Here is a 26,689-nt window from a genome sequence, read left to right on the forward strand (position 1 = left end):
ACTTTGGCGGGGAGTGAGGGCTGCTTGGTCGCCATTGTCGTGACTTTGGTGAAGGGCGAGGGCCGTTTGGTCGCCATAGTCGTGACTTTGGCGAGCGGATGGGTGCCGGCGTCGCCATCTCGTGACCTTGGCGACGGGCGGGCGGGGCGACGGGCGGGCGGGGCGGCGGCCGGCCGGGCCGTTGCCCGCGTGCCTGCTGCGGCCGTGTTAGGGCAGCGGGAACATGCCGACGCGGGCGTGGTACTCGCCGCCGAGCTGGTCGGTGTCCGAGCCCAGGATCAGGCCGTCCGGGGTGGCCAGCATGGCGCGGACCCCGACGCCGCGCGACCGGGTCGGGTTCCACGGCAGGGCGCGGCCCGTACGCGGGTGCAGGGCGGAGATGCCCGGGCGGAAGACCGCGCCCGGGCCGGGAGCCTCGTAGCCGTGGGTGTTGTTCATCCAGCGCTGGTGCCCGCCCACGTAGACGGCCGCGCCGGTGACGCTGACCGTGTAGAGCGAGTCGCCGCCGGTGTGGTTGACCCAGGTGGGGCGGTGTTCGCCCGCGCCGGAGGTCTCGAAGCGGGCCGCCGTGTCGCACATGCGCTCGGCGCCGCCCAGGCGGCCGGTGGAGACGACCACGAAGTAGGAGCCGTCGGGGGCGAAGTCGACGCCGCGCAGGTAGGTGTCGAACCCTTCCCGGCAGGCGCGCGCGTACACGTTCGTGAACCACGGGGCGAGCTTCGCCGGGCGTACCCCGGTATTGATCATTGCCAGCTGGGCGCGGACCTGGCCGGCCACGCGGGTGATCGCGCCGACGGCGACGAGGCGGTCGCCGGCCGGGCTCAGGGCGAGGTCCTCGACCTTCACGCGGGTGAGTTCCCGAGCGCTGAGGTCGAGCCGCAGATCCTCGTCCACCGCGCCGGTCGTGGCGAGGACGCGGGCGAGGCCGGTGCGCCGCCAGCCGCCGATCGCGGTGAACGTGCCGCCCACGTAGACCTCGCCGCGGTGCTCGATGAGCGCGCGGACGTCACCGGAGTCGATCGTGGCGCGGAATTCGGGTACGGCGCGACCGTTGGCGAGGCGCAGCCGGGCCAGCCCGCGGCGCGGCGCCCGGTCGACGTGCCGGAACGAGCCGCCGGCCAGGACGGTGCCGGCCGGTCCGGCGGCCAGCGCGAGCACCGGCCCGTCCAGGCGGGGCCGGAACGGCAGCAGCGCACCCGTACGGGCGTGGAAGGCGAACAGGTAGGGCTGGCGACGGGCGCGGCCGGTGCGGGCGTCCTGGACCCACCCGAAGTCGCCGCCCACGACGATGACCGAGCCGAGGCGCGCCACGGCCCGGACGGTGCCGTCCAGGACGTGCGGGGTCCAGTCGACCGGGTCGGCGGAGACGACGGCGGGCTGGCGGGTGTCGGCGTGGGCGGGCGCGCCGGCCCACGTGACGGCGAGGGTCGCCGCGAGAATTGCGGTTGGCCAGCGCATGCCTGGCTCAACGAACCGGGTCGGGGCGGGGTGTGCCCGGTCACTCCATCGTGTTGACCATGAAGTGCGCCGCGCGTTCCAGGTAGTCCCAGAGGGTCCTCTCCTGGTCGGCGGGCAGGTTGAGGGTCTCGACGGCGTGCCGCATGTGCCGCAGCCACGCGTCGCGCTCGGCGGGCCCGACGGTGAACGGGGCGTGGCGCATCCGCAGCCGGGGGTGGCCGCGCTGCTCCTGGTACGTGCTGGGGCCGCCCCAGTACTGGATGAGGAACAGCCGCAGGCGCTCGGCGGCGGGGCCGAGGTCTTCCTCGGGGTACATGGGGCGCAGCAGCGGGTCGTCGGCGACGCCGGCGTAGAACTCGTCCACGAGCAGCCGGAACGTGTCCTCGCCACCGACCGCCTCGAAGAACGTGATCGTGGGGTCGGCCGGGGCCGGGGTCAGCCGCATCGGCACATCGTTCGTCACGATTCCATCGTGCCAGCCGCTGTACGGCGACCGGACGGGCGTGCGGCCAGGGTCACACTGTGGGCGTGTCGGGCTGGTTCGCGCGGTTCGCGGCGTCCCGCGCGTCCGCGAAGGCCTGCGGTGTGGGCCACCGCAGGCTCACCCCGATCATGATGACGAGCGCCACCGCGCTCCAGGCCCCCACGACGAACGACAGCGGGACCGGCAGCCACTGGGTGAGGGTGGCGGCCGCGAGCAGCGCCGCGCCCTGCAGCAGTTGGATGCCCGACTGGACGACGCCGAACGCGCGGGCCCGGTACCCGTCCGGCAGGGCCTGGACGAACAGGCCGTTGGACGAGGGTACGAGGCCCCCCATGAACATGCCGCAGCCGAAGCCGAGCGCCACGACCGTGGCGAGGTTGGGGGCGAGGATCGCCGGGATGAGCGACACGGGCACGGTGACGGCGAGGATGCGCACCATCCGGGTCCGTACCCCCGGCGGGGTCAACCGGGTGAAGAGGAGACCGCCGAGGAAGTAGCCCACGGGTACGGAGATCATGATCGCGCCCTGCGCCCACCCCTGGTGGGGCCCCGGGCTCACCTCGGCCGCCCACGGCGCGGCCAGCCCTTCCGGCAGGATCACCACGGTCACGGCCGTGAAGACCGTGATCGCGATGATCCGCAGGACGGGTGTGCCGAAGACCAGGCGGAAGCCGGCGACCATCTCGGTGCTCAGCGCCTGCCGACGGGCGCCGCGCACGGTGGGCAGCCACCGCACGCCCGTCCGGATCAGCAGGGCGGACAGGCCGAACGTGAGCGCGTTGAGCAGCAGCGCCGTCCGGGGGTGGTGGGCCGCGAGGGCGGCGCCCAGGAGGTAGCCGAGCACCTGCGCCGGTTGCGCGGTCGTGGTGTTCAGGGCCAGCCCGACTACGTACCGGTCGCCGTCGAGGACGCGCGGCAGCGTGGCCGACCGGACGGCCTCGAACGGCGGGGTGAGGGTGGCCGCCGCGAGCAGCACGATCAGCAGGCCGGCCGGGGGCAGCCCGGGCAGCGCCGCCATGGCCATGAGCGCCATGCGCGCGAGGTCGCAGCCGACCAGCGTGCGGCGCGCCGGGTAGCGCTCGGCGAGCGCGACGAGCACGGGCGCGCCGATGAGCCAGGGCACGTAGCTGATGGCGAACCCAGCGGCGGAGGCGACCACGGAGCCGGTCGCGCGGTAGATCAGCGCGGTCGCGGCCGCGCGGGCGAGGGCGTCACCGATCCACGACAGGGTGCTTGCCGCGTACAGGTACCGGAAGTCGCGGCTGGCGAATACTTCCCGGAAGGTCGCTGGCCGGTCGTCGAGGGGGCGCCGCACCGACAACGACCCTCCGAATGTTTACTCCTGCATCGACAAACGGACGATAACGAACCAACCGTCCGGTCCGCGACCCCCGATAGCGTTACGGAGCCATCCCGGAGCGTCACATATACGTCAGGTTGCGCCGCCCACACCCGGATGCGGCGTATCGGTCGGGTTCGACGCCTCGGCGGCGATAGTCCCGTCGCCGGGCGTGGCCGGGCGCAGATGCAGGCGCGACGCCCCCAACTGGCTCGTCATGCCCACGCGCTCCAGCGCCTCGGTGAGCCGCCGGCGCAACTCCCGGCCGATGCGCCACTGCGCCTCGGACGTCGTCTTCGCACTGACCCGCAGCACGGCGCCGTCCACCGTGAGCTGCTCGACGCCGAGCACGTCCGGTGTCTCGATGAGGTCCCCGGCGTACTCGGGGTCCTCGGCCAGCGACGCCGCGGCCGCGCGCAGCACGCCGGTCGCCTCCTCCACCCCGGCGAAGCCGATCGGGGTGTCCACGACGACCACCGCCCAGCCCTGGCTCTTGTTGCCGACCCGGACGATCTCGCCGTTGCGGATGTACCACAGCACGCCGTGCCCGTCCCGGATCGTGGTGACCCGCAGGCCGACGGACACGACCGTGCCGCTGGCCTCGCCCACGTCGACCACGTCGCCCACGCCGTACTGGTCCTCCAGGAGCATGAACAGACCCGCGATGAAGTCCTTGACGAGATTCTGCGCGCCGAAGCCGACCGCGAGGCCGGCCACGCCGGCGCTGGCGAGCACGGGCGCCAGGTCGAGGCCCAGTTCGCTGAGGATCATCAGGAACGCGATCGAGAAGATCGCGGCCGACGCCACGCTGCGCAGCACGGAGCCGAGCGCCTCGGCCCGCTGGCGGCGCCGTTCCGAGCGGGCGCCCGTCGCCTCCTGCAGGGCGGCCGGCATCTTCTCGCGCAGGGGGTTGAACAGCCCGTGCACGCCACCGTTGCTGACGTTGCCGATGATCTTGTTGATCACCCGGTGCAGCAGCCAGCGGGCGATGAGCGCCAGCAGCGCGATGCCGAGGATCGTGACCGGCTTGGCGAGCACGTAGTAGCTGCTCTCCGCGAGCCACTTCTGCCCGGTCAGGTCCCACACGTACTCGCACACGTCGCTGGTGCGCTCGCAGTCGGGCGTCGGCTCGGGGCGGGCCGTGAGGGCTGGGAGGGGCGTGGGTTCGGCCAGGAGGGCAATGCTCACGGCTCATTTCGTACCGTACGCGCCCGCCAGCGCCAAACGCCGCCCTGCGATATCACCATTTGGGGCTCGCCAACTGGCGCTTCGTCAGGGACCATTGGTTCGGGAGGTGCGTGACGATGTCCGGCATACGACCCAGGGGCGACTCCGCCGCGCTGATGCTCAACGCGACGTACGAGCCGCTCGGGGTCGTGTCCGTGCGCCGCGCCGTCATCCTCGTCCTCTCCGGCAAGGCGGTCTGCGTCGAGGACGGCGAGGGTGTCCTGCACAGCGAGCGGTCGAAGATCCCGATACCCCTGGTGGTGCGGCTTACCCGCTACGTCCGGGTGCCCTACCGCAACCATGTGGGCCTGTCGCGGCGGGCGATCTTCGCCCGCGACGGCGGCAGGTGCGCCTACTGCCGGGGACCGGCCGAGACGATAGACCACGTCATGCCGCGCAGCCGTGGCGGACGACACGCGTGGGAGAACGTGGTCGCCGCGTGCGCCCGCTGCAACCACTCCAAAGGCGACCGGACGCCAGCCGAACTCGGCTGGCGTCTTCTTGTTTCGCCCGCGGCCCCGAAAGGCGCCGCGTGGCGTGTCCTGGGTCATCGCACGCCCGATCCCCGCTGGGCCAGCTGGCTTGACCTGGCGACCGTCGTGCCGGCCAGCGAGGCGTCGCAGACCCGCGCCGCCTGACGCCTCACGCGGGCACCCGGGTGGCGAACACCATGACGTTGTCGGCGTAGCCGGTCTCGCCGCCGACCCACCGCCCGCCGCACGTCACGAGGACCAGCCGGGCCCTGCTGTGGTCGCCGAAGATCCGCTTGACCGGGAACTCGTTCTTCGGGAACGTCTCGACGGAGTCCACCCGGAACGCGGCCGTGCGCCGGTCGCGCCGGTGCACCTGGATCAGGTCCCCCTCGCGCACCTCGTCGAGGCGGTGGAACACGCCGGCCGCCTCCCGGGTGTCGACATGCCCGACGAGCACCGCCGAGCCGCTCTGCCCGGGCGACGGGCCGTGCTCGTACCAGCCGGCCGTGGCGCCGCGCGAATCGCGGGGCGGGGCGATCGACCCGTCCTCGGCCAGCCCGACGGGTACGACCTCCGCGCGAACGCCGATCGAGCCGATCACGACGACGCTGGGCGCGGACGGGCGGTGCAGCCGGTCGGTGTCGGCGCGGGCCGCGTTCGGCCAGCCGCCGAACGACGGCAGGCCGGTGAGCTGCCCCACCCCGATGCCCACGGCGAACAGGCCGAGGACCGTGAGGGCGAGTGACACCACGCCCGCCCTGGGGCGTCCGAGCATGGGTTGTCAGCGGGTACGGGCCGGGGCCCGCCGCCGCCGCGAGACGAGGCCGAAGGCCGCGCCCGCCAGCAGCGCGCCGGCGCCGCCGGCCAGCCACACCTGGGCCGCGGGCGAGTCACCCGCGCCGGCGAGGAAGCCGCCGCCCGTGTGCGGGCCGTGCTTGCTGGGCATGTACCCGTCCTCGGAGTACTCGCGGTTGAGCACCCACATGGTCGTCGTGGCCGTGGAGCCCGTACGGCAGGTCAGGGTGACGTCGTAGCCGCCCTCGGCGAGCGAGGCCGGGACGGTCACCGTGGCGGCCAGCAGGCCGTTCTCCGGCTGGACCGTGACCGTGCCGAACGCCTTGGAGCGCACCTCGGCGCCGTTCGTGTTGTCCTGGCAGCTCGCCTTGATCTTGGTTTGGTACCCGGCCGTGACGCTGCTCGGCGTCACCTGGATCCAGACCCCGCCGGCCCGGGCCGGGGCGGCCAGGAGGATGGTCGCGATCCCGGCGGCCGCGAGGACGGTGGTGAGCCTCACCAGGCCGTGTCGGACTGTCGGAATGCGGGGAACTCTCATGGCTCGCACACCCCTTCGGGCCCGTGACGCGCTCGTCGGCGCGTCGCCATCAACCTGCATCGTCCCAAGAACTCAGCCGAACAAGGCGCGATTTACCCTAAAGGGTGTAAGGCTCGATTGTCGGTTATGTGAGTGCTTGCGCGTCGTGTCCGGCGGATCCCGGCACCCCGGAGATCGCGGCGGGCCCGCCTGCGGCTACCGTGAGACCCATCTGGGACTCCCTAATACGTGTGGGGGCGTTGAGCTTGGCTTTCTTGGAGACAGTGGCGGTTCCGCTGGCGATATCGCTCGTTGTCATCGTCCTGGTCTACGCGATCGTCTACGCCGGCAGCGCCAAGCGCTCGAAGCGTTACCGGCCGGGTCGTCCGTTCACGTTCGCCCCGGTGTGGTTCCTCGCGGCGCCGGACAAGCAGTTCCCCGAGCACAAGGAGCTGATCGCCGTCGCTGGCGCGGCAGAGGTCACCCACGGGCAGACCGGAGGCGCAAGTGACCGCTGGTGAGCTTTCGACCGTGCCGGGCGGGCCGGCGACCACCTGGCACCCCGAGGTGCTGGACGGGCCGCTGACCACCCGCCAGCTGCTGCGGGTCGACGAGGCGCTGCGCCTGGCCGACCGCTCGACCGGCCTGACCTTCAGCGTCTACATCGGCGAACTCGCCGAGCCGGTGCGCGGCGACGCCGAGCGCCTGCACGGCGAACTGGCCGACCCCGACAACAGCGTGCTGGTCGCGATCTCGCCCAACCAGCGCCTGCTGGAGATCGTGACCGGCGACCGCGTGCGCCGGCGGCTGCCGGACCGCGACTGCAAGCTCGCGGCGCTGTCCATGGCGGCGGCCTTCGGCGGCGGCGACCTCGCCGGCGGCATCGTCTCCGGCCTGGCCCAGTTGGCTGACCACGCCGGCAGGGCGTAACCGTTCGCTACGACGGAAGGGCCGGGTCCCGCACGGGACCCGGCCCTTCCGTGCTGCCGCTCAGGCGGCCGTCGCGTCCTTGGCCCGGGCGGCCAGCGCGCGCACGACCCCGTCCTTGCCCTCGGCGACCAGGCGGCGCAGCGGCGCCGGGTGACCGTCCGTGGCCAGCCACGCGTCCGTGGCCGCGACCGTGTCCTCGCTGACCTGGTTCGACGGATACCCGTACACGAGGAACTCCTGCGCCGGCTCGCTGTCGCGGGTCGCCCAGATGTCGGCCACCACCTCGAAGAACTTCGGCACGTACGGCTTGGTGAGCGCCCGCTGGGCCGGGTGCTGGAAGCCGATGAGCAGGGAGCGCTGCAGCCAGTTCGGCAGTTGCTCCGTGGCGGTGAGCTGGCGCCACACCTCCGCCTTGCCGGCCTCCGTGGGGATCAGCGCGCGGGCCGTGGCGGCCTCCCGTTCGCCGCTCGCGGTGCGGTCCCGGTCCAGCTCGGCCTCGATCTCGGACTCGCCCGCCGCGCCGTTGGCGACCAGCGCGCACAGCAGCGACCAGCGCAGCTCCGTGTCGATCTTCAACCCCTCCGGCACGTCTGTGCCGTCCAGCCAGCCGCGCAGCACCGCCAGGTCAGCCTCCTCGCGGGCCGCGCTCGCGAACGCGCGCGCCCAGGTGAGCTGGAACCCGCTGCCCGGCTCGGCCGCCAGCATGGCGCCCTTGGCGGTGTCGGCGAGCAGCTTGCGTCCGACCGGCTCCCACTCCGGCTGCACGTACGAGCCGAGCGCGAGCTGCGCCTGCCGCAGGGTCATGGTGACCAGGTTGATGTCCGTCTCGGCGGGCAGGCCGGCGGCGACGAGGCGCACGTAATCCCGGCCGGCCAGCTCCGCGTCGCGCACCATGTCCCACGCGGCGGCCCAGGACAGGCCCCGGGCGAGCGAGGAGTCGAAGCCCGCGATGTGGCGCACGACCGTCGCCATCGAGCGCTCGTCGAGGCGCAGCTTGGCGTACGTGAGGTCGTCGTCGTTGAGCAGCAGCACGTCCGCCGCGCGTACGCCGGACAGCTGCGGCACGAGGGTCTCCGCGCCGGCCACGTCCAGTTCCAGCCGCTCGCGGCGGACCAGCCGGTCGCCGTCCAGGTCGTACAGGCCGATGGCCAGGCGGTGGGTGCGCAGCGTGGGGTGCTCGGCCGGCGCGGTCTGCTCGATGACCACCGAGGAGTACGTGCCGTCGTCGGCGATCTCCACGCGTGGGCGCAGCGTGTTGACCTGCGAGGTCTCCAGCCACTGGGCCGCGAAGTCGCGCAGCTGCCGGCCCGAGGCCTCCTCTAGCGCCGAGAGCAGGTCGTCGAAGGTCGCGTTGCCCCAGGCGTGCGCCGTGAAGTAGGCGCGCAGGCCGTTCACGAACGCCTCCTGGCCGACGTACGCGACGAGCTGCTTGATCACGGAGGCGCCCTTGGCGTACGTGATGCCGTCGAAGTTGACCTCGACCGCCTCGACGTCGGTGATCTCGCAGTACACCGGGTGGGTCGACGAGAGCTGGTCCTGCCGGTACCCCCAGTTCTTGCGCAGTGACTGGAAGGTCGTCCACGCGTCCGTGAACCGGGTCGCCTCCGTGTTGCACCAGTGCGAGGCCCACTCGGCGAACGACTCGTTGAGCCACAGGTCGTCCCACCAGCGCATGGTCACGAGGTCGCCGAACCACATGTGGGCCATCTCGTGCAGGATCGTGTTGGCGCGCTGCTCGTACTCGAAGTCGGTGACCGCGGAGCGGAAGATGTAGTACTCCTCGCCGTGCACGACGCAGCCGAAGTTCTCCATGGCGCCCGCGTTGAACTCGGTGACGAACACCTGGTCGTACTTGGGCAGCGGGTAGCGCACGCCGAACTTCTCGTGGAAGAAATCGAAGCCCTGCTTGGTGACGAGGAAGATGTCGTCGGCGTCCAGGTACTGCTTCATGGTGGCGCGGACGAAGATGCCCAGGTCGATGCCGTCGTGGGTCTCGCGGACCTCGTGGTACGGCCCGGCGCACACCGCGGTGACGTAGGTGCTCATCTTCGCGGACTCGGCGAAGTGCACGACCTTGGCGCCCTCGACGTCGGCGGGCTCCTCGCTCGCCACCGGCGAATTGGAGATCACCTTCCAGTGCGCGGGGACGATCGTGTGCCAGGTGTAGACCGACTTGAGGTCCGGTTGGTCGAAGCAGGCGTACGCGCGCTGGGCGTCGGCGGTCTCGAACTGGCTGTAGAGGTAGACCTCCTTGTCCACCGGGTCGACGCTGCGGTGCAGGCCCTGGCCCGAGGTGGAGTACGGGAAGTCGGCGTCCACGACGAGGGTGTTGGTGGCCGCGAGGCCGGGCAGGGTGAGGCCCTTCTCGCCGGACCAGCCGCTGGTGTCCACCTCGGCGCCGTTCAGCGTCGCGCTGCGCACCCGGTCGGCGGCCACCTCGATGAACGTGGTGGCGCCCGGTTCGGCACACGTGAAGGTGATCGTCGTCGTGGAGCGGAACGTGCCCTCGCCCGGTCCGCCCGTGCCGTCGGTCAGGTCGAGGGTGATGTCGTATCCGGTCACGTCCAGCAGGCGGGCGCGTTCCTCCGCCTCGGCCTGGGTGAGGTTGCGCGTACCTGCCACCTGTGGTTCTCCGTCCCATCCGCGTTGCGTCGTCGGCGTAGACGCTACGGCCGAAGTCTGCCACGTGTCGCGGGGTTTGCTCGGGGTGGCGGATTTCACCGCCGGGGCGGGTCCCGGAATATATCTGTACGGCACCGGGTCCGTAAGGGATGGAAGCTTTGTCGACTCTGTCGCTAGGAGAAGCCGTGAGCGATCGCACGCCCGTCACGATGTACTTCGACCCCTCCTGCCCCTGGGCGTGGCTCACGTCGCGCTGGCTGCTCGAGGTCGAGCGGGTCCGCCCGGTCGACGTCAGCTTCCGGGTCATGAGTCTCGGCGTGCTCAACGAGAACAAGGAGATCCCGGAGAGCTACCGTGAGGTGATCAAGGAGACCTGGGGTCCCGTCCGGGTGGCCATCGCGGCCGAGCTGAAGTACGGCCCCGAGGTGCTCGGGCGGCTCTACACCGAGCTGGGCAACCGCATCCACCTGGCGCGGGCCGGCCGGGGCCGGGACGTCATGATCGACGCGCTGCGGGCGGCGGGCCTGGATGAGTCCCTGGTGGCCGCGGCCGATTCCACGGAGTACGACCAGCGCCTGCGGGAGAGCCACGAGGCCGGCATGCGCCCGGTCGGCGAGGACGTCGGCACCCCGGTCGTCCACGTGCCCGGCCCCGACGGCAGCGTGGTCGCCTTCTTCGGGCCGGTGGTGACCCCGGCGCCGACGGGCGAGGCGGCCGGCAGGCTCTGGGACGGCGTGCTGCTCGTGGCCGGCACGGACGGCTTCTTCGAGCTGAAGCGCACTCGCGACCGCGAGCCCTCGTTCGTGTAGGGCGTGTTCCATACGTAAAACTCATATACGGACATAACATGCCGGCGTGCCGATAAAGGTCAGCGTCATCGTGGCCGCGTGCAACGCGGGCCCGGGCCTGATGATCACGCTGCGGTCCCTGGACGCGCAGACAATGCCGCGGGACGAGTTCGAGGTGATCGTCGTCGACGACGGGTCGACCGACGACACCCCGACCGTCCTGCGCGCCGCCGTCGCCACGCGGCCCTGGCTGCGCGTCGAGGAGATCGCGTGCTCCGGGTCCGCGGGCCGCCCGCGCAACGTGGGCACGGGCGTCGCGCGGGGGGAGTACGTCCTGTACGCCGACCCGTACGACGAACTGTTCCCCGAGGCGCTGCTCCGAACCTGGGAGTACGCCTCGGGCAACAACGCCGACGTGCTGATCGCCAAGGAGGTGCACCCGCAGGGGTGGGAGACGTTCCGGTTCAACGAGCCGCGCGTACCCGTCCTCGATGAGCACGTCCTGGCCCTGCTCACGGCGCACAAGCTCTACCGCACGGCGTTCCTGCGCGAGCACGGCATCCGGTTCCCCGAGGGTGCCACCGCGCTGGTCGACCACGGCTTCAACGCCCTGGCGTACGCGCGCGCCGAGGTCGTGTCCGTGCTGGCGGACTATCCCTGCTACCGCCCGGCCACGGCCCGCCCCGATCCGGCCGACCCGCGGCTGCTCTGGGACGCGGTGCGCCGCGACGTGCGGGCCGTGGCGGCCGGGCCGCGCCGCGGTCCCCTCCTGACGCGCTGGTACCGGGGCTGCCTGCTGGCCCGGCTCGGCCCGCCGCTGCTCGGGCTGGGCTCGGCCGCCCGCGACGCGACCGTCCGCCTGGCCCGTGACCTGCATCGCGAGTACTTCGGCCCGGAGCTGGACACGGTCCTGTCGGCGGTGGAGCGGCCCCGGGCGCGGCTGTGCCGGGCGGGCGACGTGTCGGCCCTGCTGGGCCTCGCGGCCGTGGACCGGGGAGTGACCGCGCGGCCCGAGGTGATGGAGGCGGCCTGGCGGCAGGGCGCGCTGGAACTCGTCGTCGCCGCCACGCTCGTCGACACCGACGGCGTACCGGTGCTGTTCCGCCGTTCGGGCGACCGGGTGTTCCGCCTCGTCCCGGCGGCGCTCGCCGGCCTGCTCACCGACGACGAGCTGGACGTGACCGACCTGTTGCGCGGCCGGGTGGAACTCGGCGTGCGCGGGCGCACCTCGCGTGTCGAGTGGCCGCTGCCGTCACACGGTCGGGTGGAGTTCGTGGACACCCCCGCCGGCACGGTGGCCCGTGGCTGGTGCGCCGCCCGCCTGTACGTCGGCGCAGCCGCGTACGGCGGGCCGCTCGACGAGCCCATCTGGGATCTGACCGTCCGCTTCACCGCACTGGGCTACGTGTCGCACCGTGGCGTTCCGCCGGCGGGCGTCTCGGCGGGCCCGGCCCTCGTGGAGGACCGCGTGGTCGTGCCGTTCGCGGCGAACGGGGCCCAGCTCAGCGTGGACCTGAGCCGCGGTACGCCGGGACTGCTCCCGCCCGGCGGCCTCACGCCGGCCGACGTGACCCGCGCGGATGCCCGCCTGGAACTGCGCCTGCCGCCGATCCACCTGGACGGCTTCGCCGCGGCGCCCGGCGAGGTGATCGTCGGCGGCGTCGCGTACCCGGCGGAGTGCCGCACCATCGACGGCCGCTCGATCGTGCGCGCCCCGGTCGCCTCCATGGCGAACGGCCCGGTGACGCTGCGCCTCGCCGACCCGCCGGCCGATACGGGCCTGGTCCTGGTGCCGAGCATCGGCGGCCTTTCCCACGCCCGCCGTCGACCGCCCGCCGGCGCGCCGTCCCCGCAACCTGTCGGAGCGTCACCCCACCAGCCGACGCCCGGCCTGTACCTGAGCAGGGAGGGCGGGCATCCCCGCCACCACGGCCCGCCCCGTACCGCCGGCGGCCTGGTCCGGCGCGTCTACAACCGACTGTCGCACTCCGTGATTCGCGCGTCCCGTGACGGGTGAGAGGTCGTCACGCCACCCGGCACATGTCGTTACGAAGAGTAGTGACGCCGGCACGGTACGGCGCCCCCGGTGAGGGAGGACTCATGGTCTCCGAGCGCGAGTGGTGGGCCTGGCAGGACATGCCGACGGCCGGCGGCCGGCGCGACGACCCCGACTGGGACGAGTTGGCCACAGCGCTGCCGCCCGAGGTCGCCGCGTTCCTCGGTCGCACCGGCGAGTGGGGCGGGCCCGACGGCGGCGACGATGAGGACGACGCCGAGCGGTGGCCGGCGCCGGGCGACCCGTGCGCGGCGCTGCGGGGCAACCACACCGCGAGCGCCACCTACGCGGCGTGCACCCCACGGTTCCTCGCCCCCGCGCCGCTGCGGTCCCGGTCGCGGCGGGTGCGGCGCAACGCGACCCGGGTGCGGTGAACCCGGCTTCCCACGGTCCGGACACCGCCCGGCGTACCGTGTCCGGCCGACCCGGCCAGCCGTTAGCGTCGCGGTTATGACCGTGGTCCACCCCATCGCCCGCGCCTGGATCTCCACCGGCGGCACGGGCGCGCGCAACTACGACGAGTTCGCCGACGACGCCGAGATCACCGAGATCATCGAGGCGAATCCCGAGAGCGCGCTCGCCATCGAGATGCCGCACCGGGCGCCCGAGAGCGTCGGCACGAGCTTCCTCGACGCGCTGCCCGACGCCGTCGCCCGGCTGCGCCGCCAGCGGGAGGACGGCAGCTACGCCGCCGCCGAGCAGGTCGTCGCCCTCTACCGCATCGGCGAGCCCGACCGCCCCGAGGAGGCGGCGTACGGCATCTTCGCGATGGTCGACACCGACCAGATCTCCACGAGTGCCGACGAGCCGGGCCTGGTCATCCGCAACGAGGACGTGTTCATCGAGAAGGTGCGCGAGCGGGTCGCCCTGGCCGACGCCACGCAGCACCTGCTCTCCCCGGTGCTGCTGCTGCAGACGGGCTCGGGCGACGAGCTGCACGAGGCGCTGCGCGCGGCCGTCGACGCCGCCGGCACGCCGGCCGTCACGGACATCGACCACGTCGGGCGCACCCACGCGGTGTGGCCGCTGCGCGGCGACGCGGCGAGGGACATCGCCGCCCTGGCCGGCGCGGGCGAGCTGGTGGTCGCGGACGGCAACCACCGCAGCCTCGCCGCGCAGACCGGCGGCCTGCGCCGGTTCCTCGCGGTCGTCACCACGCCGCGCTCGGTGCAGATCCAGCCCTACCACCGCCTGGTCACCGAGTCGACCGTCGGCCCCGACGAGCTCGTCGAACGGTTGGTCGCGGCCGGCGCGGTCGTCACCGACCTCGACGCGCCCGCGGGCATCCCGCCGCAGGGCACCATTCACGTGTACGGGCGCCAGCGCGCCTTCGCGGTGCGACTGCCCGCGGCCGGGGCGGGTGCGGAGTCCATCGTGGACGGCATGGACCACGCGGCCGTGGAGCGTTCGCTGCTGCGTGACGCGCTCGGCCTGGACCCGGGCGACAAGCGGATCGTCTACGTCGGTGGCGACTACCCGCCGCAGTGGCTGACCGGCGAGGTGGACGCCGGCCGGTCCGACCTGGCGATCCTCATCGCCCCGGTGACGGTCGACGAGTTCGTCGCCGTCAACCTGGCCCGGCTCAAGATGCCGCGCAAGAGCACCTGGTTCACCCCCAAGGCGCGCGGCGGTCTCGTGCTGGCCGATCTCAGCGCCGAATAGCCCTCTGGAAGACTGGCGACATGCGCGTTTACATCGGGTCCGATCATGCTGGGTTTGAGCTGAAGCAGCACCTCGTCGACTACCTGACCGGTCAGGGGCACGACGTCGTGGACGTGGGCCCGCACGTGTACGACGCCGAGGACGACTACCCGGCGTTCTGCTTCCACACCGGCGCGCGCGTCCTCGACGACCCGGGCAGCCTGGGCATCGTCATCGGCGGCTCCGGCAACGGCGAGCAGATCGCCGCCAACAAGGTGCCCGGCATCCGCGCCGCGCTGGCCTGGAACCTCGCCACCGCCGGCCTGGCCCGCCAGCACAACGACGCCAACGTGGTCGCCATCGGGGCGCGGATGCACACGCCCGAGGAGGCGGCCGCGATCGCGACGGAGTTCCTCGGCACCTCGTTCTCCGGCCAGGAGCGCCACGCCCGCCGCATCAAGCAGGTCGCGGCGTACGAGGGCGATCACGAGCTGCCGCCGCTGCCCTCCTGAGGCAGGGTCGTCTCCCGCGGCGTCCAGTACCGCCGCACGATCGTCAACTCCGCCTCCGCGCGCGCCATGTCGGCGGCGCGGGGGCGGGTGGCGTCGCGGGCCCGCATCGCCGCCCGCACGTTGACCTGCGTCGCGCCCCCGCCGACGAGGCCGCGCAGCCCTCGTTCGGAGACGGTCTCGCCGTGCGCCGCCTCGTGGTGCCAGCGCACGTGCTCGTCGACCGGCCCGTCCCCGTCGGCCGTGCCCCGCGTCTGCGCGATGGCCGGGCCGGCCACCGGGCGGGGCCCGCTCACCCGGCCCGGACGCGGTGACGACACCCGGCGCGGCATCGCGGACGTGCGCTGCACGGGCGGCGGCGGAGCCGGCACGGGCGGCGGGGGAGCCTCATCGGGCGCGTGGCGTACCCGACGGCGGCGCCGCTGGGCCGGGGCGGAGTCGGCGCTGTCCGGAACCTCGGGGCCGGGAGTCATCCCCCGAGGCTAGAACACCTCGATGCCGTGTGGGGCCCGGTGCCAACCGAACCCGGCGCTCGCGCGCGCCACGGCGCCCGGCCGCTCCTCGACCACCAGGCCCGCCTGGGCCAGCGGCCCGAGGCTGCCGTCGCCGAGGTACGCCGATCCCAGCGCCTTGACGTCGAGCGACAGGTCGGCCGCGTCCGTGGTGGCCTCGCAGGTCGCGCCGTCCGGCCCGCCGGCCAGGCGCCACCGGCCCGCGTTCTCCGGGATCAGCTCGTCGGTCACATCGAGCACGAGGTCGACCGGCGCCGCGTACCGGCGGGCGGCCAGCGCGGCCGGCAGGTCGACGATGCGGATCCACAGCGAGTCGCCGACCCGGGCGCCGAGCCGGCGTGGCTCGTTGACCAGCCGCAACAGCGGCTCGTCGATGGCCGCCAACCACCACGACGTCGTGCGCGTCAGGTCGTACCCGATGAGGAATCTCCAGAGGGCGGCATAAGCGCCCGGGCTCGGGGCGACCACCTCGATGATGTCGACCGTGCCGTTGGGGCCGTTGGCGTCCCAGTCGCCCTTCGTGCGGTAGAGGGCGTACCCGATGACCTCGCCGCCCTGCTCCGCCAGGACCGCGCGCCGCGGGCTGGCGCCTTCCAGGCGCGAGGGCGGGTCGGCCAGCCGGTAGGACCAGGTGCTCTCGTGCCGCTGCGACCAGCCGGGCCGGTCGGGCCAGGCCGCGTCGTAGACCCGGGCCAGCTCGTCACGCACCTCCAGCGGTACCGCGGGGCGCACCCGCACGGACGGGTCGGCGGGCGCGGTGAGCGTCACCTCGCGGGCGTCGATGTTGACGGACATGCGCCGGGCGGCCAGCCCGTACCCGAAGCGCTGGTAGATGCGACCCTCGCTGGCCCACAGCGCGGCGACCGGCTCACCGGCGGCGCGGATGTCGGCCAGCTGCGTCTTCTTGAGGGCCGTGAGCACGCCCTGGCGGCGCGCGTGCGCGACGACCGCGACCTGGGTGACGTGCCCGCACGCGACCGTGCCGCCGGGGACGGCCATGCGCCGGGTCAGCGCGGCGGCCGAACCGATCAGCTCGTCGTCGCGCCTGGCCAGCAGGGTGCGTTCCGGCTCGAAGTTGTGGCCCTCGGCCTCCTCGATCGCCTCGTCCGGTTCCTCGAGGAACGAGTAGGCGATCATCCGGCACAGGGCCGGCCAGTCGTCCTGCTTGGCGGTGCTGATGACAAAGTCCGGCATCCCCTCGTTGTACCCGCTCCGCAGCGCCGGGGGCGACCCATTTGCTACATGGCGTGATCGTTCGGACACGCTCGGGCTTCGTCCGGCGTGGGGTGAAGTGACCGGATACTCTCGATGTCGTGCAGGACCCCGTCTCCCCGGCCGGCAATGACGCCACCCAGCCGATCTCCCCGGCCCGCCCGGACACGATCTACGCCCGGGCGTCCGTCCGGGTGCCCGCCACCCCGCTGCGACAGGCGACCGACGAGTACCCGTTGGTCCACGACCCGCGCGGCGACGTGGCACACCCGCATATCCCCGGCTTCCGCCAGCCCAGCCCGGGCGCGCGCCGCCTCTCGCTCGGCTGGGGCTGGTCGTTCACCGGCTACCTGCTGATGTTCATCGGCTGGGGCGTCTGGGCGGCCTCGGTGCGCGGCCAGATGGTCATCCCGCTCATCGACCTGGGCATCGTGACGGTCGTCGCGGTCGGCCTGTTCGCGGTGTGCCGCCTGTTCGGCCGCGTCGTGTGGGAGGGCACCTTCAACCGCCCGCGCCGCTCCGCCCGGCTGGCCCACGCGCTCACCGGCCTGTTCCTGACCGCCGCCGGCATCGGGTTCCTGGCGCACACCGTCTGGATCGCCGACGCCATCACCTGGATCAAGACGAACTTCTAAGCCGTACGCGCGAGCAGCGCCCCGCCGTCGCGGGAGCGCACCACCCCGGGCGCGGCGCCGATCACGGCCAGCGCGGCCGGGTGCTCCGCGTCCGGGTCCACGTCGACGAGCGCCAGAGCCGCGGCCAGCTCCGGGCGCTCCGCGTGGCCGAGCAGGCGCGGCGGCTCGCCCGGCGCCGTGACCGTGACCCGCGCGGGTGCGGTGCGCAGTCCCTCCCCGGTCGCCTTGAGTACGGCCTCCTTGCGCGCCCAGTACCGGGTGAAGGCCGCCGCCCGGTCCCCGTCGGGCAGCGCGGCGACGATCGCCCGCTCGGCCGGCGCGAGCGCCAGCCGGCCGAGCCCGGCGACGTCCACGTCCGGCCGCACGCGCTCCACGTCCAGGCCGACCGCCGACCGGGCGAAGGCCACCCCGACCCAGTCCCCGGAATGGGTGACGGAAACCTCCAACCCGTACTCCGCCGGCAGGCGCACCCGCCCGTGCGGGCGCCCACAGTCCGGGCACGACCGGTCCAGGGCGATGTCGCGCGCGCTCTTCCCGACGTACCCGCTGGTGGCGAGCCGGACCACCGCGGACCCGGCGGCGAAGCGCCGCGCGTCCTCGACCCGGACGTAGCGGTCGAACCGCTCCCGTTCCTCGGGCGTGAGCAGCTCAGCTCGCGCGTCGGGCACATCGCCCAGCCGCGCCCACCACACCTCGACCGTGTCCTCCCCGAGCACGTCCGACAGTCTGACGTACCCGCGCCCGCGCGCGGGCCCCGCGACCCTCCCGGATGGACGGACGCGCCGATCGGGTCCCGCATCCGCGGCGCTGGCCGGCGGGAGGAAGATGAACCCGTGAGCCGTGCAGTGAAGATCAATGAGTACGGGGGACCGGAGGTCCTCACGATCGTCGACGTGGCGGAGCCCGCCCCCGGCCCGGGCGAGGTGCGGGTGCGCGTCAAGGTCGCCGGCGTGCAACCGTTCGACATCAAGACCCGGCGGGGCGACCTGGCCGAGCGGATGCCGCTGACCTTCCCGGCGACGCTCGGCAACGAGTACGCCGGAGTGGTCGACCAGGTCGGCCCCGGCGTCACCGACCTGGCCGTCGGCGACGAGGTGCTCGGCTCGGCGTCCGCGGTCGCCTACGCCGAGCACGTCGTCGTCCCCGCCACCGACGCCGTCCGCAAGCCCGACGGCCTTGACATCGTCACCGCCGGCGCCCTCGTCGCCGCCGCCCAGACAGCCTCCGGGGCGCTGCTGGAACTCGGCGTGAACGCCGGCGACACGCTGCTCGTGCACGCCGCGGCCGGCTCGGTGGGCACCCTCGCCGTCCAGCTGGCCCGCGAGGCCGGCGCGACGGTGATCGGCACGGCCAGCCCGGCCAACCACGAGTACGTCCGGTCCCTGGGCGCCACCCCGGTCGCCTACGGACCCGGCCTGGTCGAGCGCGTCCGCGAAGCCGCCCCGCAGGGCGTCACGGTCGCGTTGGACGCCGCCGGCCGCGACGCGATCCTGGCATCGGCGGAACTCGTCGCCGACAAGTCCCGCATCGGCACGATCGTCGACCCGGCCACGGCCGAGTCCGTCGGCGGGCGCGCCGTCTTCTCACCCCGCTCACCGGCCAGGTTGGCGGCGGTCGCGGCGCTCGCGGCGAAGGGGACCGTCATCCTGCCCGTCCGCACGTACCCGTTCGAGGACGTCATCGAAGCCCACCGCGCCGTGGAGTCCGGCCACGGCCGAGGCAAGGTCGTCCTGCTCCTCTGAGCGCGCGGGGTCACGTTCTGCCTGTTGACGACGCGGACCGGCAAGGATGTCACCGCAGCACGCTAGGGTCCGCGCCGTGAACGACACCGCCACGACCCGCCAGGCCGCGTACGACTACGTCGATCATCTGGAACGCCGCGACTGGACCGCGTTGGCCACCCTCCTCGCGGACGATGTGAGCTACGAGCTGCCGCAGACGCGGGAGCGCGTTCGCGGCAGGGAGGCGTTCCTACGGTTCAACGTCGAGTACCCCGGTGACTGGCACCTTCGGGTGCGCCGGGTCGTCGCGGACGGCCGGTCCGCCGCCCTGCTGCTCGACGTTCAGGTGGGAACCGAGCGGCAGGACGCGTGCGTCTGGTTGGAGGTGTCAGACCGCGGATTGATCAGCCGGATCGTCGACTACTGGCCCGAGCCCTATGAGCCGCCGCCGGGTCGCGAGCATCTCGTGGAGCGGTGCTGACGACCAACAGGTGCACCTCATCGGACCGGCGACGGGAATCGAACCCGCACCATCAGTGTGGAAGTCGCCGCCGAGCCGGGGTGGTTCGTCCGGATAGCCTGGCTGGCCGGGGAGGTCGCTGCCCGTTCGTGCCCGCTTGTGCCCGTGTGGGGCACCGCCGTGATGGCACGTGTATGGCACGTTCGATCTTGCTGTGTGGGGGTGGGCTTCCCGTCGCGCAGGGCTTGCCCCGACCGGGCCGCGCCGAGCTGGTCCAGGTGGAGCGCCCCACCGGACGAACGACCTGGACCAGCTCGGCGCGGTCTGGTGGCCTTCGGTGCGCGAGGGGAAGCCCGCACGCGGGCCGGGTCTCCCCGAGCGCCCGGGTCCAGGGCGGGACGCCCTGGCCGCCGGAGGCAGGCCAGGCATCGGGCCATGCGACGCCGGCCTGTTCATCGGCCGGGCTGACCTGCACAATCGACCGATGCATGACCTGGTGAGATTCCTTCGCGCCCGCACCATGGAGGACAACCACGCCTACGCGGAGGTGTCATACCGCTTCGGAGGCGAAGCTCTCCTGGACAGCCACTTGCCGATGCTCGACATGGTCGAAAAGCTGGCCCAGGACTTCGAGGCGATGGATGCTCCTGACGAGCGGTTCGCGGGCCTCGCGTACGCGGTAAGGGTGCTTGCGCAGTCGTACGCCGACCACCCTGAGTACCGCGAAGAGTGGCGCCCCTAGAGGCCTGCCGAAAGAGCTGCCCAACAGCCCGACGAGCGCTAACCCCGGTCCATTGCTCCGTTCCAGCGGCCCGCTGGCGGGCCTCCTTGAAGAAGAATTGAAAGTTCTCACCGAGCGGGCGGGTCCACAGTGTCCGGTCTCGGGACCTGCGTGACCGGTCACGATGACCAGGGCGAGGGTGCGGGACATGCGCCACGACCAGCGGTGGAACGAGTGGAGCGGGCGACGGGAATCGAACCCGCACCATCAGTTTGGAAGTCGCCGCCGAGCGGGGGTGGTTCGCCCGGATCGCCTGTCTCACAAGGGACTTCGTCGCCCGGTCGTGCCCGCTGGTGACCGTCTGCGGCAGCTCCGTATGGCACGTAGATGGCACGTTCGATCTTGCTGGGTGGGGGTGGGCTTCCCGTCGCGCAGGGCTTGCCCCGACCGGGCCGCGCCGAGCTGGTCCAGGTGGAGCGCCCCACCGGACGAACGACCTGGACCAGCTCGGCGCGGGCTGGTGGCCTTCGGTGCGTGACGGGAAGGCCGCACGCGGGCCGGGCCTCCCCGAGCGCCCGGGTCCAGGGCGGGACGCCCTGGCCGCCGGAGGCGCCGTCCGTGGCCGGCGGACCCGGCTCCGCGTCGCGGCCCGGCCGCCGTGATGCTCGCGCCGGTTGCGGGCCGAACTGCCCAGCGTCGCCGACTCGGTGGACGCTGGGCTTCGTCGTGTCCGCAGAGGGTCTGGCGTGCCGGGGGCGGCGCCGTGGCCGAAGGCCTAAGGCGACCGACCCCCGGGCCGAGCGCGACAGCGGCCCGCTTGCGGGCCGCCTTGAAGAAGTACAGAAAGTTCTCACCGCAGCCGTGGAGCGGAGCCGTGGAGCGGAGCCGTGGAGCGGAGCCGTGGAGCGGTTGGATGCGCCATCGCCGGGGTCTAGCAGAACTGTCCGGCTGTGCGGGTATGGCTGACGGCCAAGTTGGCGCCCGATGCAGTACAAGTGGCTGACCGGGTGGGGCGGCTACAACATCTACTGTCAGTGATCGTGGATTGGGACGCCATTGGGAAGGCTGGAATCGCGGTTCTCGGCGTTGCGGGAGCTGCGCTTCAACTGCGGTCCGAGGGTCGTGGCCGGCGTGTGCAACTACGCAAGGACGCGGAACTTCTCAAAACGCTGCCAGAAAATTCGAAGGCGTACGAGATGCTTGCTGCCCACATCGATCGACAGGTGGACCAGCTGGTAGAACGCGAGACACTTCGGACCCGGGAACCGTTCAGTATCGTCCTGGGTCTCGTAATCTTGGTGGCCGGTATCTATGTGGGCTACCTCGGAATCGCTGGCGGCAGCTGGTGGCTGCTTGTTACGCTACCGACCGCCGTCTTCCTGATTTTGCTGGCGATTGCAGGCCTCGCACGTGGCATACCGAAGAAGGTTCGCGATGCAGCCGGTCGGCCAATCGAAGACAAGAAGCCGGAGCAGGCACAGGAGTAGGTGCCTGGATCCTGCCCAGCTCGGTGCTCGCGATGTGCATGATGCGCTCGTGTGTGGCGACCTGATCGAGGTGGACAGCAGGCGCTGCTGGCCGAGACGAAGCACGCCAAGGCACCCGGTCATAATGATCCGCGTGAGTAGCGACGCGACGACATTGCTAACGGACTCGATAAACGCAAGCGGGCGGGCTGCCGTGTTCTTCTCGAAGGATGCGCCGACGAGCAAAGCGGCCTTCCAGCAAGCCAAGCGCCTGTGTAAGGAGTTGTTCCCTGTCAGAGCAGCCGGCCGAGTGACCTTCTACGACGATGGCGGCACCATCAAGCTATTAGGCGGTGCTCTGCTGATATTCGTACCGAAGCCGGCGAATCTCTCCGATTTCGACGTGTACTTCTATGAGGCCGACCTCGGGTCTGCGGCAGCCAGCTTCACAGAGGTTACCTATAACGACTGGCCCGACACGTAGGCCGCCTGGCGTGTGACCGACGGCCGTGGCGGGACGTCTGGGGACGTCGTACGCTCTCATGGTGGCAACCCTGACGGACCAAGCGCGGCACTTGGCCGAGCAACAGTTGGCGACGGCGCTTCCGCGCCGGTGGTCGCACGTGCAGGCGGTCGGCATGAAGGCAGAGGCGGTGGCCTCGATACTCGCTGATAAACAAGATTGCGATGTTTTGATAGCTGCCGCATGGCTTCATGACGTTGGCTACGCGCCTGGTCTTGCCACCACGGGATTCCACCCCCTGGACGGAGCGAGATGGCTCCGACACGTACGGTTCGACGACCGGGTTGCGGCGCTCGTGGCGCACCATTCGTGCGCTCAGCTTGAGGCCGACGAACGCGGGCTGCGCAGCGACTTGGACGCGGAGTTCGACCGCGAGCAGTCCGCCGTAGCCGATGCCTTGTGGTACGTCGACATGACGACCGGCCCGGACGGCCAGGACTACGAGGTGACCGCGAGGCTTGACGAAGTCAGGTCCCGCTACGGTCCGGACCACATCGTGACGCGGTTCATCGACCGCGCCGAGCCCGACATCGTCGCGGCCGTCCGACGCACGGAAGACCGACTGAAGGCTGCCGGCAATCAACCGATGTAAGGCTCCGCCCGCTTCTCAAACCCATGGTCAATCCTCAGTCGCATGGACGGATGGATCGGCAGAGCGTCCAGCTCGTCACGGCTGACCCAGCGGACCTCGGACGATTCGCTGCTCGTCGCGGTGTCGCCGCCGAGGTAGCGGGCACGGAAGCAGATGGAGAACTGCTGGCGGACCTCGCCGTCGGAGTACTCCACGACGTGGTTGGGGTTGGTGTAGATGCCCACGACGCCGGTCACCTCGACGTCAACCCCGGCTTCCTCCTTCGTCTCGCGGACAGCGGTCTCCGCGATGTACTCCCCGAAGTCCTGTGCGCCGCCCGGCAGCGCCCACAGGCTGTTGTCGGTCCGATTGATGAGCAGGACCCGGTCCTCGTCGTCGGTGACGAACGCGGTCGTCGCGACGACGATGCTGTTCGCCTTCGGGGCCTTGGGGTCGTTGTAGTGCTCGATGCGTGCCACGGATCTACCCTGTCACGATTCCGGCCAGACGGCGCGTGACACCGCCCGCACCCGCTCGAAGCTGTTCGCGTAAGCCTCGAACAGATCCCCGCCGGCCAGCTGGCGAAGGTGCAGGACCGGCGCGTAGGCGGCCGGCGTGCCGTACAGGTGGGTGTTGACCAACATCTCGTCGTCAAACCGGTAGATCGAGTTGTACAGCGTCGTGGAGTGGTAGCAGACGTCGACGCTGTCATGGCCGCGCAGGTCTTTATAGAACGCCAGGACGTTACGGACCTTGCTGCCCATGGCGTCGCCGATGCCCTCGTCTTTGCCTCGCTCGGCTACCTGGGCGCTGTCTGGGTCGCCAAGCAGGATCTCGACCTGGGCGCCGAGGTCCGCCTTGGCCTTCATCGTGCTGACCCATCGCGGGTTCTGCTCGGGCAGGAACAGACCGGCGTACGCGAGGACGCCGATGCGGCTGGTCGCCTTGTCCAGGAGCCGTTGCCAGATGTCAGCCGGAACCGCGCTGCGTCGTGGGTAGATGTGCACAACCTCGGACTGAGCGATCTGCGCCGCTCGCTCGGGCATTAGCGCGTCCGGCCATAGGTAGGTCTCGCTCTCGCGGACGGCAGCGGCCAGGGCGTGGCGGTGGCGCGGATATGGGACGCGGTTCTGCGTGATCCAGCGTTCGACGGTCTTCGGGTCGACGCCGATGCTGTCGGCGACGGCGGCCGGTGTCAGGCCATTCTTCAGGATCGCGTCACGGAGCCTGTCGTTTGCCATCGAAGCGCCTCACGGTTAGGACGACTTGCAGGACGACTAAGTCTAACATGGACGTCCCTAGTCGTCCTACCGTGTGGTGAACCTGTCACGCCTCGTGAGCGCACTGTGGACCTCGCAGCGAACTCGGAACGGCGGGAGGTTCTTCGGATGGGGCGGCTCTTCGGCGACAAGCCAGCGGGACAGGTGGCGCTCGTAGAGGCGCCGATGTCGCGAGTGTTTGCGCGTAAGGCGCGGGTGGCGTTCTTCGCGACGGCGCCGGTTGTCGGTGTGGTCACGTCGGCGTTGGCATCGGGTGTGCTCGCGTGGCCGCTTGCGATAGCGGCAGGGGTAGTCGCTGGCCCGGTGGTCGGTTTCACGGTCGCGGTACTGGTTCGCGCATGGCCGGTGCTGCGGGTGCTGTGGTGGTGGTCGGCCGAGATCATGGCCGGACTGCTGGTGCTGCTGGGCCTGTCGACCTTGACCCGGGTGACGTCGCCGCTGGTGCCCGCGCTGGTGGCGGTGGCGGCGCTCGGCGCCATAGCGGCGGTGCCGCCGGTGCGCCGCTTCGTCGTCGCGTGGTGGTGGTGCGCGGTCGTGCGTCACCGGCTGCGGGTCTGTTTCGCGCAGTTCATCCGCGCGGCCGGTAAAGGCACTCCGGTCTCGCTGCCGTTGATCCTGGTCGCTCGTCCGACGCCGGCCGGCGAGCGGGTGTGGGTGTGGTTGCGTCCCGGTCTCGACATCACCGACCTGGACGGGCGTACCGGAAAGATCGCGGTGACCTGCATGGGCAGCTCGGCCCGCGTGGTGGGTGCCTCGGCCCGGTGGGCGGCGCTGGTGCGGGTCGACATCACCCGCCGCGACCCCCTCGCACGCCTGGTGTTGTCCCCGCTGCCGGCCCTGCTCGGCGAGACGGCGCCGGCGCCGGTGTCGCCGGGCATGCCGCCGCTGGGCGGTCTGGACCTGGATGACGTTCCCGAGCCCGCGCCTGAGCCGGACAAGCGCGAGCGGCGCCGCTGACCGCTTCCGTGCTGACCGGACTACGGCCCGGTCGGTGCGGTGGCCGCCAGACCTGGCGTGTCCAACCAACAGCACAACGACTGTTTGAGGGAGTGACGTTCGGTGGCGAACGAGACGACGTTGACGGTGGTGGGGAATCTGACCGCTGCCCCGGATCTGCGTTACACCCCGGCGGGTGTGGCGATGGTCAAGTTCACGGTGGCCTCAACGCCCCGGGTCTTCGACCGGCAGGCCAACGAGTACCGCGATGGCGACCCGCTGTTCATCGCGTGCACGGCGTGGCGGGAGATGGCCGAGCACATCGCCGAGTCGCTGACCAAGGGCACCCGCGTCGTCGTCGTGGGCCGGTTGCGGTTGTCGCGGTGGGAGACCGAGGACGGGGAGAAGCGCTCCGCGTACGGCCTGGACGTGGATGAGGTCGGCCCGTCGCTGCGGTTCGCCACGGCGAAGCTCACCCGCGCGACCCGCACCCGAGGTGATGGGTTCGTGCCCGACCACGTGCCCGATGAGACGTGGGAGTCGGCGACCCCGGCCCGGACTGCGGCCTGACGGGAAACGAGACCATGCCGACGTTGATCGCTTCGACCCCGGGCGGTGACATGCCGCTCGGGCCGGCCCTGTCCATCTACGACCCGGTGTTCATCGGCATCGACGAGTTCGGCCACCGGGTCACCGTGCCGCTGATCTACCGCAACATGCTCATCGGTGGTGAGCCCGGCGCCGGCAAGTCCGCACTGCTGAACCTGTTGGTCGCGCACGCGGCCCTGTCGTTGGATGCCCGGTTGTGCCTGCTTGACGGCAAGCGGGTCGAACTCGGGCAGTGGCGGCGGTGTGCGGACGTGTTCGTCGGCCCGGACCAGGGCCACGCGATCCGCACGCTGCAGCGGTTGCAGACGATGATGGACAACCGGTACGCGTTCCTGGAGTGGTTCGGGCACCGCAAGGTCGCACCGGATCACGAGTTCTCCCCGGTCGTCGTCGCGGTCGACGAGATCGCCTACTTCTCCGCCACGGCGGGGGACAAGAAGACCCAGGAGCAGTTCTCCGCCCTCCTGCGCGATTTGGTCGCTCGGGGTCGGGCGGTCGGGATCATCGTCATCGCCGCCACCCAGCGACCCTCGTCGGACATCATCCCCACCAGCTTGCGGGATCTGTTCGCGTGGCGGTTCGCCGGCCGGTGCACCACCGACGTGTCCTCCGACATCGTGCTCGGGCACGGGTGGGCCAACCGGGGCTGGTCGGCCAACACGATCAGCCCGAACAACCAGGGCGCCGGCCTGCTCATCGCCGAGGGCGGCATGCCCCAGCTGGTGAAGACCGCCTACCTCGCTGACGCCGACTGCGCCCGCATCGCCGCCTACGCGGCAACCCTGCGCACCGCGGCTACCCGCACCCGCCGGACCACCCGGCCGGCTGACCCGTCCGGGCCGGTCGCTGACCTGCCCGCCGCCGCCTGATGGAGACCACTGCCATGAACCCGATCACCCGCATCCTGACCGCCATCGCTGACCGCCAGGGCGACGACGACGCCGACCGCGCTCGCGGCCTTCACGTCACCTACGTCAACGGCAAGCGCACCGTCCGACTGCCCCAACTACCCGCCATCGCGGCCGAGTACCGGTCGCGGCTGCTCGCCGAAGGGCGGCTTGACGACCCGGTCGCCCTGGCCGTCGCCCGCTACGAGGCCGCGTACCTCGCCCGCGCCACCTCGGCGGGCCGCACGGTCCTGCACGAGGCCGCCTGACCGCTTCCGTGCCGGCCGAGCGAGTCCGTTCGGCGGGTGCGGTGGCCG

31 protein-coding genes are annotated in these 26,689 nt (G+C 71.8%); 19 read left to right on the forward strand and 12 right to left on the reverse strand.

The annotated features are described in order from the left end of the window. Positions 1-207: 207 nt before the first annotated feature. The 4 genes from ABD191_RS22725 to ABD191_RS22740 all read right to left on the reverse strand — a co-directional run bounded on the left by ABD191_RS22725 (position 208) and on the right by ABD191_RS22740 (position 4,469). Complete coding sequence (locus tag ABD191_RS22725; RefSeq protein ID WP_344085637.1) at positions 208-1,458, reverse strand: PKD domain containing protein; 1,251 nt, start codon at positions 1,456-1,458, stop codon at positions 208-210. Positions 1,459-1,498: 40 nt separating this feature from the next. Continuing rightward, a complete protein-coding gene (locus tag ABD191_RS22730; protein ID WP_344085735.1) occupies positions 1,499-1,903 on the reverse strand; it encodes a globin in 405 nt (134 codons plus the stop codon). 70 nt (positions 1,904-1,973) lie between these two features. Continuing rightward, on the reverse strand, positions 1,974-3,257 hold the full coding sequence (locus tag ABD191_RS22735) for an MFS transporter (RefSeq protein ID WP_344085640.1): 1,284 nt from the start codon (positions 3,255-3,257) through the stop codon (positions 1,974-1,976). A 117-nt stretch (positions 3,258-3,374) separates the two neighbouring features. Further along, positions 3,375-4,469: a mechanosensitive ion channel family protein gene (locus tag ABD191_RS22740; protein ID WP_425560816.1), complete on the reverse strand. Its 1,095-nt coding sequence runs from the start codon at positions 4,467-4,469 to the stop codon at positions 3,375-3,377. Between the two features lie 116 nt (positions 4,470-4,585). Between ABD191_RS22740 and ABD191_RS22745 the strand changes: the two genes are divergently transcribed. Beyond that, positions 4,586-5,146 (forward strand): HNH endonuclease, encoded by a 561-nt coding sequence (locus ABD191_RS22745; RefSeq protein ID WP_344085643.1) that lies wholly within the window; start codon positions 4,586-4,588, stop codon positions 5,144-5,146. A 4-nt stretch (positions 5,147-5,150) separates the two neighbouring features. On the opposite strand, the gene ABD191_RS22750 is transcribed toward ABD191_RS22745, so the two are convergent. Both ABD191_RS22750 and ABD191_RS22755 read right to left on the reverse strand, forming a co-directional pair. After that, entirely contained in the window at positions 5,151-5,729 is a 579-nt protein-coding gene (locus tag ABD191_RS22750) for a class F sortase (protein WP_344085646.1), read from the reverse strand. Positions 5,730-5,762: 33 nt separating this feature from the next. Then, positions 5,763-6,275, reverse strand: a complete 513-nt coding sequence (locus ABD191_RS22755; RefSeq protein WP_344085649.1) for a hypothetical protein — start codon at positions 6,273-6,275, stop codon at positions 5,763-5,765. A 302-nt stretch (positions 6,276-6,577) separates the two neighbouring features. On the opposite strand from ABD191_RS22755, the gene ctaJ reads away from it, so the two are divergent. Then, on the forward strand, positions 6,578-6,814 hold the full coding sequence (gene ctaJ / locus ABD191_RS22760; RefSeq protein WP_344085652.1) for an aa3-type cytochrome oxidase subunit CtaJ: 237 nt from the start codon (positions 6,578-6,580) through the stop codon (positions 6,812-6,814). After that, entirely contained in the window at positions 6,801-7,223 is a 423-nt protein-coding gene (locus ABD191_RS22765) for a DUF5130 family protein (RefSeq protein ID WP_425560817.1), read from the forward strand. Before ctaJ ends, ABD191_RS22765 begins: the two co-directional genes overlap by 14 nt. Before the next feature lie 60 nt (positions 7,224-7,283). On the opposite strand, the gene pepN is transcribed toward ABD191_RS22765, so the two are convergent. Then, a complete protein-coding gene (gene pepN, locus ABD191_RS22770; protein WP_344085655.1) occupies positions 7,284-9,845 on the reverse strand; it encodes an aminopeptidase N in 2,562 nt (853 codons plus the stop codon). A 185-nt stretch (positions 9,846-10,030) separates the two neighbouring features. Between pepN and ABD191_RS22775 the strand changes: the two genes are divergently transcribed. From ABD191_RS22775 to ABD191_RS22795, 5 genes are all read left to right on the forward strand, one after another. Beyond that, positions 10,031-10,654, forward strand: coding sequence for a mycothiol-dependent nitroreductase Rv2466c family protein (locus ABD191_RS22775; RefSeq protein ID WP_344085658.1), 624 nt, complete (start codon positions 10,031-10,033; stop codon positions 10,652-10,654). A 46-nt stretch (positions 10,655-10,700) separates the two neighbouring features. Next, entirely contained in the window at positions 10,701-12,650 is a 1,950-nt protein-coding gene (locus tag ABD191_RS22780) for a glycosyltransferase (RefSeq protein WP_344085661.1), read from the forward strand. 83 nt (positions 12,651-12,733) lie between these two features. Next, on the forward strand, positions 12,734-13,063 hold the full coding sequence (locus tag ABD191_RS22785) for a hypothetical protein (RefSeq protein ID WP_344085664.1): 330 nt from the start codon (positions 12,734-12,736) through the stop codon (positions 13,061-13,063). Between the two features lie 76 nt (positions 13,064-13,139). After that, the gene (locus ABD191_RS22790) at positions 13,140-14,351 is read left to right on the forward strand and encodes a DUF1015 family protein (protein WP_344085667.1); all 1,212 of its coding nucleotides are present in this window, start codon (positions 13,140-13,142) and stop codon (positions 14,349-14,351) included. 20 nt (positions 14,352-14,371) lie between these two features. Further along, positions 14,372-14,842, forward strand: a complete 471-nt coding sequence (locus ABD191_RS22795; RefSeq protein WP_344085670.1) for a ribose-5-phosphate isomerase — start codon at positions 14,372-14,374, stop codon at positions 14,840-14,842. On the opposite strand, the gene ABD191_RS29320 is transcribed toward ABD191_RS22795, so the two are convergent. Beyond that, on the reverse strand, positions 14,815-15,312 hold the full coding sequence (locus ABD191_RS29320) for a hypothetical protein (protein WP_425560818.1): 498 nt from the start codon (positions 15,310-15,312) through the stop codon (positions 14,815-14,817). The genes ABD191_RS22795 and ABD191_RS29320 overlap by 28 nt on opposite strands. A gap of 9 nt (positions 15,313-15,321) precedes the next feature. Next, the gene (locus tag ABD191_RS22805) at positions 15,322-16,545 is read right to left on the reverse strand and encodes a GNAT family N-acetyltransferase (protein WP_344085673.1); all 1,224 of its coding nucleotides are present in this window, start codon (positions 16,543-16,545) and stop codon (positions 15,322-15,324) included. A 119-nt stretch (positions 16,546-16,664) separates the two neighbouring features. Between ABD191_RS22805 and ABD191_RS22810 the strand changes: the two genes are divergently transcribed. Further along, positions 16,665-17,198, forward strand: coding sequence for a hypothetical protein (locus ABD191_RS22810; RefSeq protein ID WP_344085676.1), 534 nt, complete (start codon positions 16,665-16,667; stop codon positions 17,196-17,198). Here the strand turns inward: ABD191_RS22810 and ABD191_RS22815 are convergent. Further along, positions 17,195-17,914 carry a 4'-phosphopantetheinyl transferase family protein gene (locus tag ABD191_RS22815; protein ID WP_344085679.1) on the reverse strand — a complete coding sequence of 240 codons (720 nt, stop codon included), beginning with the start codon at positions 17,912-17,914 and terminating at the stop codon, positions 17,195-17,197. The two genes, ABD191_RS22810 and ABD191_RS22815, sit on opposite strands and share 4 nt — an antisense overlap. Positions 17,915-18,031: 117 nt before the next feature. Between ABD191_RS22815 and ABD191_RS22820 the strand changes: the two genes are divergently transcribed. The 6 genes from ABD191_RS22820 (at position 18,032) to ABD191_RS22845 (ending at position 22,681) form a co-directional block, all read left to right on the forward strand. Further along, the gene (locus ABD191_RS22820) at positions 18,032-18,940 is read left to right on the forward strand and encodes an NADP-dependent oxidoreductase (RefSeq protein ID WP_344085682.1); all 909 of its coding nucleotides are present in this window, start codon (positions 18,032-18,034) and stop codon (positions 18,938-18,940) included. A gap of 46 nt (positions 18,941-18,986) precedes the next feature. Next, complete coding sequence (locus ABD191_RS22825) at positions 18,987-19,400, forward strand: nuclear transport factor 2 family protein (protein ID WP_344085685.1); 414 nt, start codon at positions 18,987-18,989, stop codon at positions 19,398-19,400. 463 nt (positions 19,401-19,863) lie between these two features. Continuing rightward, positions 19,864-20,121 (forward strand): DUF6221 family protein, encoded by a 258-nt coding sequence (locus tag ABD191_RS22830; protein WP_344085688.1) that lies wholly within the window; start codon positions 19,864-19,866, stop codon positions 20,119-20,121. 929 nt (positions 20,122-21,050) lie between these two features. Further along, positions 21,051-21,587, forward strand: coding sequence for a hypothetical protein (locus ABD191_RS22835; protein WP_344085691.1), 537 nt, complete (start codon positions 21,051-21,053; stop codon positions 21,585-21,587). A 133-nt stretch (positions 21,588-21,720) separates the two neighbouring features. Further along, positions 21,721-22,050, forward strand: coding sequence for a hypothetical protein (locus tag ABD191_RS22840; RefSeq protein ID WP_344085694.1), 330 nt, complete (start codon positions 21,721-21,723; stop codon positions 22,048-22,050). A 58-nt stretch (positions 22,051-22,108) separates the two neighbouring features. Next, a complete protein-coding gene (locus ABD191_RS22845; protein WP_425560819.1) occupies positions 22,109-22,681 on the forward strand; it encodes an HD domain-containing protein in 573 nt (190 codons plus the stop codon). On the opposite strand, the gene ABD191_RS22850 is transcribed toward ABD191_RS22845, so the two are convergent. Both ABD191_RS22850 and ABD191_RS22855 read right to left on the reverse strand, forming a co-directional pair. Beyond that, complete coding sequence (locus tag ABD191_RS22850) at positions 22,669-23,139, reverse strand: NUDIX hydrolase (protein WP_344085700.1); 471 nt, start codon at positions 23,137-23,139, stop codon at positions 22,669-22,671. The two genes, ABD191_RS22845 and ABD191_RS22850, sit on opposite strands and share 13 nt — an antisense overlap. Positions 23,140-23,151: 12 nt before the next feature. Beyond that, positions 23,152-23,901 carry a helix-turn-helix domain-containing protein gene (locus ABD191_RS22855; protein ID WP_344085703.1) on the reverse strand — a complete coding sequence of 250 codons (750 nt, stop codon included), beginning with the start codon at positions 23,899-23,901 and terminating at the stop codon, positions 23,152-23,154. Between the two features lie 342 nt (positions 23,902-24,243). Here ABD191_RS22855 and ABD191_RS22860 point away from each other — a divergent pair, with 342 nt between their 5' ends. The 4 genes from ABD191_RS22860 (at position 24,244) to ABD191_RS22875 (ending at position 26,641) form a co-directional block, all read left to right on the forward strand. Then, positions 24,244-24,897, forward strand: a complete 654-nt coding sequence (locus ABD191_RS22860) for a hypothetical protein (protein WP_344085706.1) — start codon at positions 24,244-24,246, stop codon at positions 24,895-24,897. 102 nt (positions 24,898-24,999) lie between these two features. Beyond that, the gene (ssb, locus tag ABD191_RS22865; RefSeq protein WP_344085709.1) at positions 25,000-25,446 is read left to right on the forward strand and encodes a single-stranded DNA-binding protein; all 447 of its coding nucleotides are present in this window, start codon (positions 25,000-25,002) and stop codon (positions 25,444-25,446) included. 14 nt (positions 25,447-25,460) lie between these two features. Then, positions 25,461-26,354, forward strand: coding sequence for an FtsK/SpoIIIE domain-containing protein (locus ABD191_RS22870; protein ID WP_425560820.1), 894 nt, complete (start codon positions 25,461-25,463; stop codon positions 26,352-26,354). 14 nt (positions 26,355-26,368) lie between these two features. After that, positions 26,369-26,641 carry a hypothetical protein gene (locus tag ABD191_RS22875; protein ID WP_344085712.1) on the forward strand — a complete coding sequence of 91 codons (273 nt, stop codon included), beginning with the start codon at positions 26,369-26,371 and terminating at the stop codon, positions 26,639-26,641. Positions 26,642-26,689: the final 48 nt, after the last annotated feature.

Origin of the sequence: Luedemannella helvata (genome assembly GCF_039528415.1) — a bacterium.
Classification (GTDB): domain Bacteria; phylum Actinomycetota; class Actinomycetes; order Mycobacteriales; family Micromonosporaceae; genus Luedemannella; species Luedemannella helvata.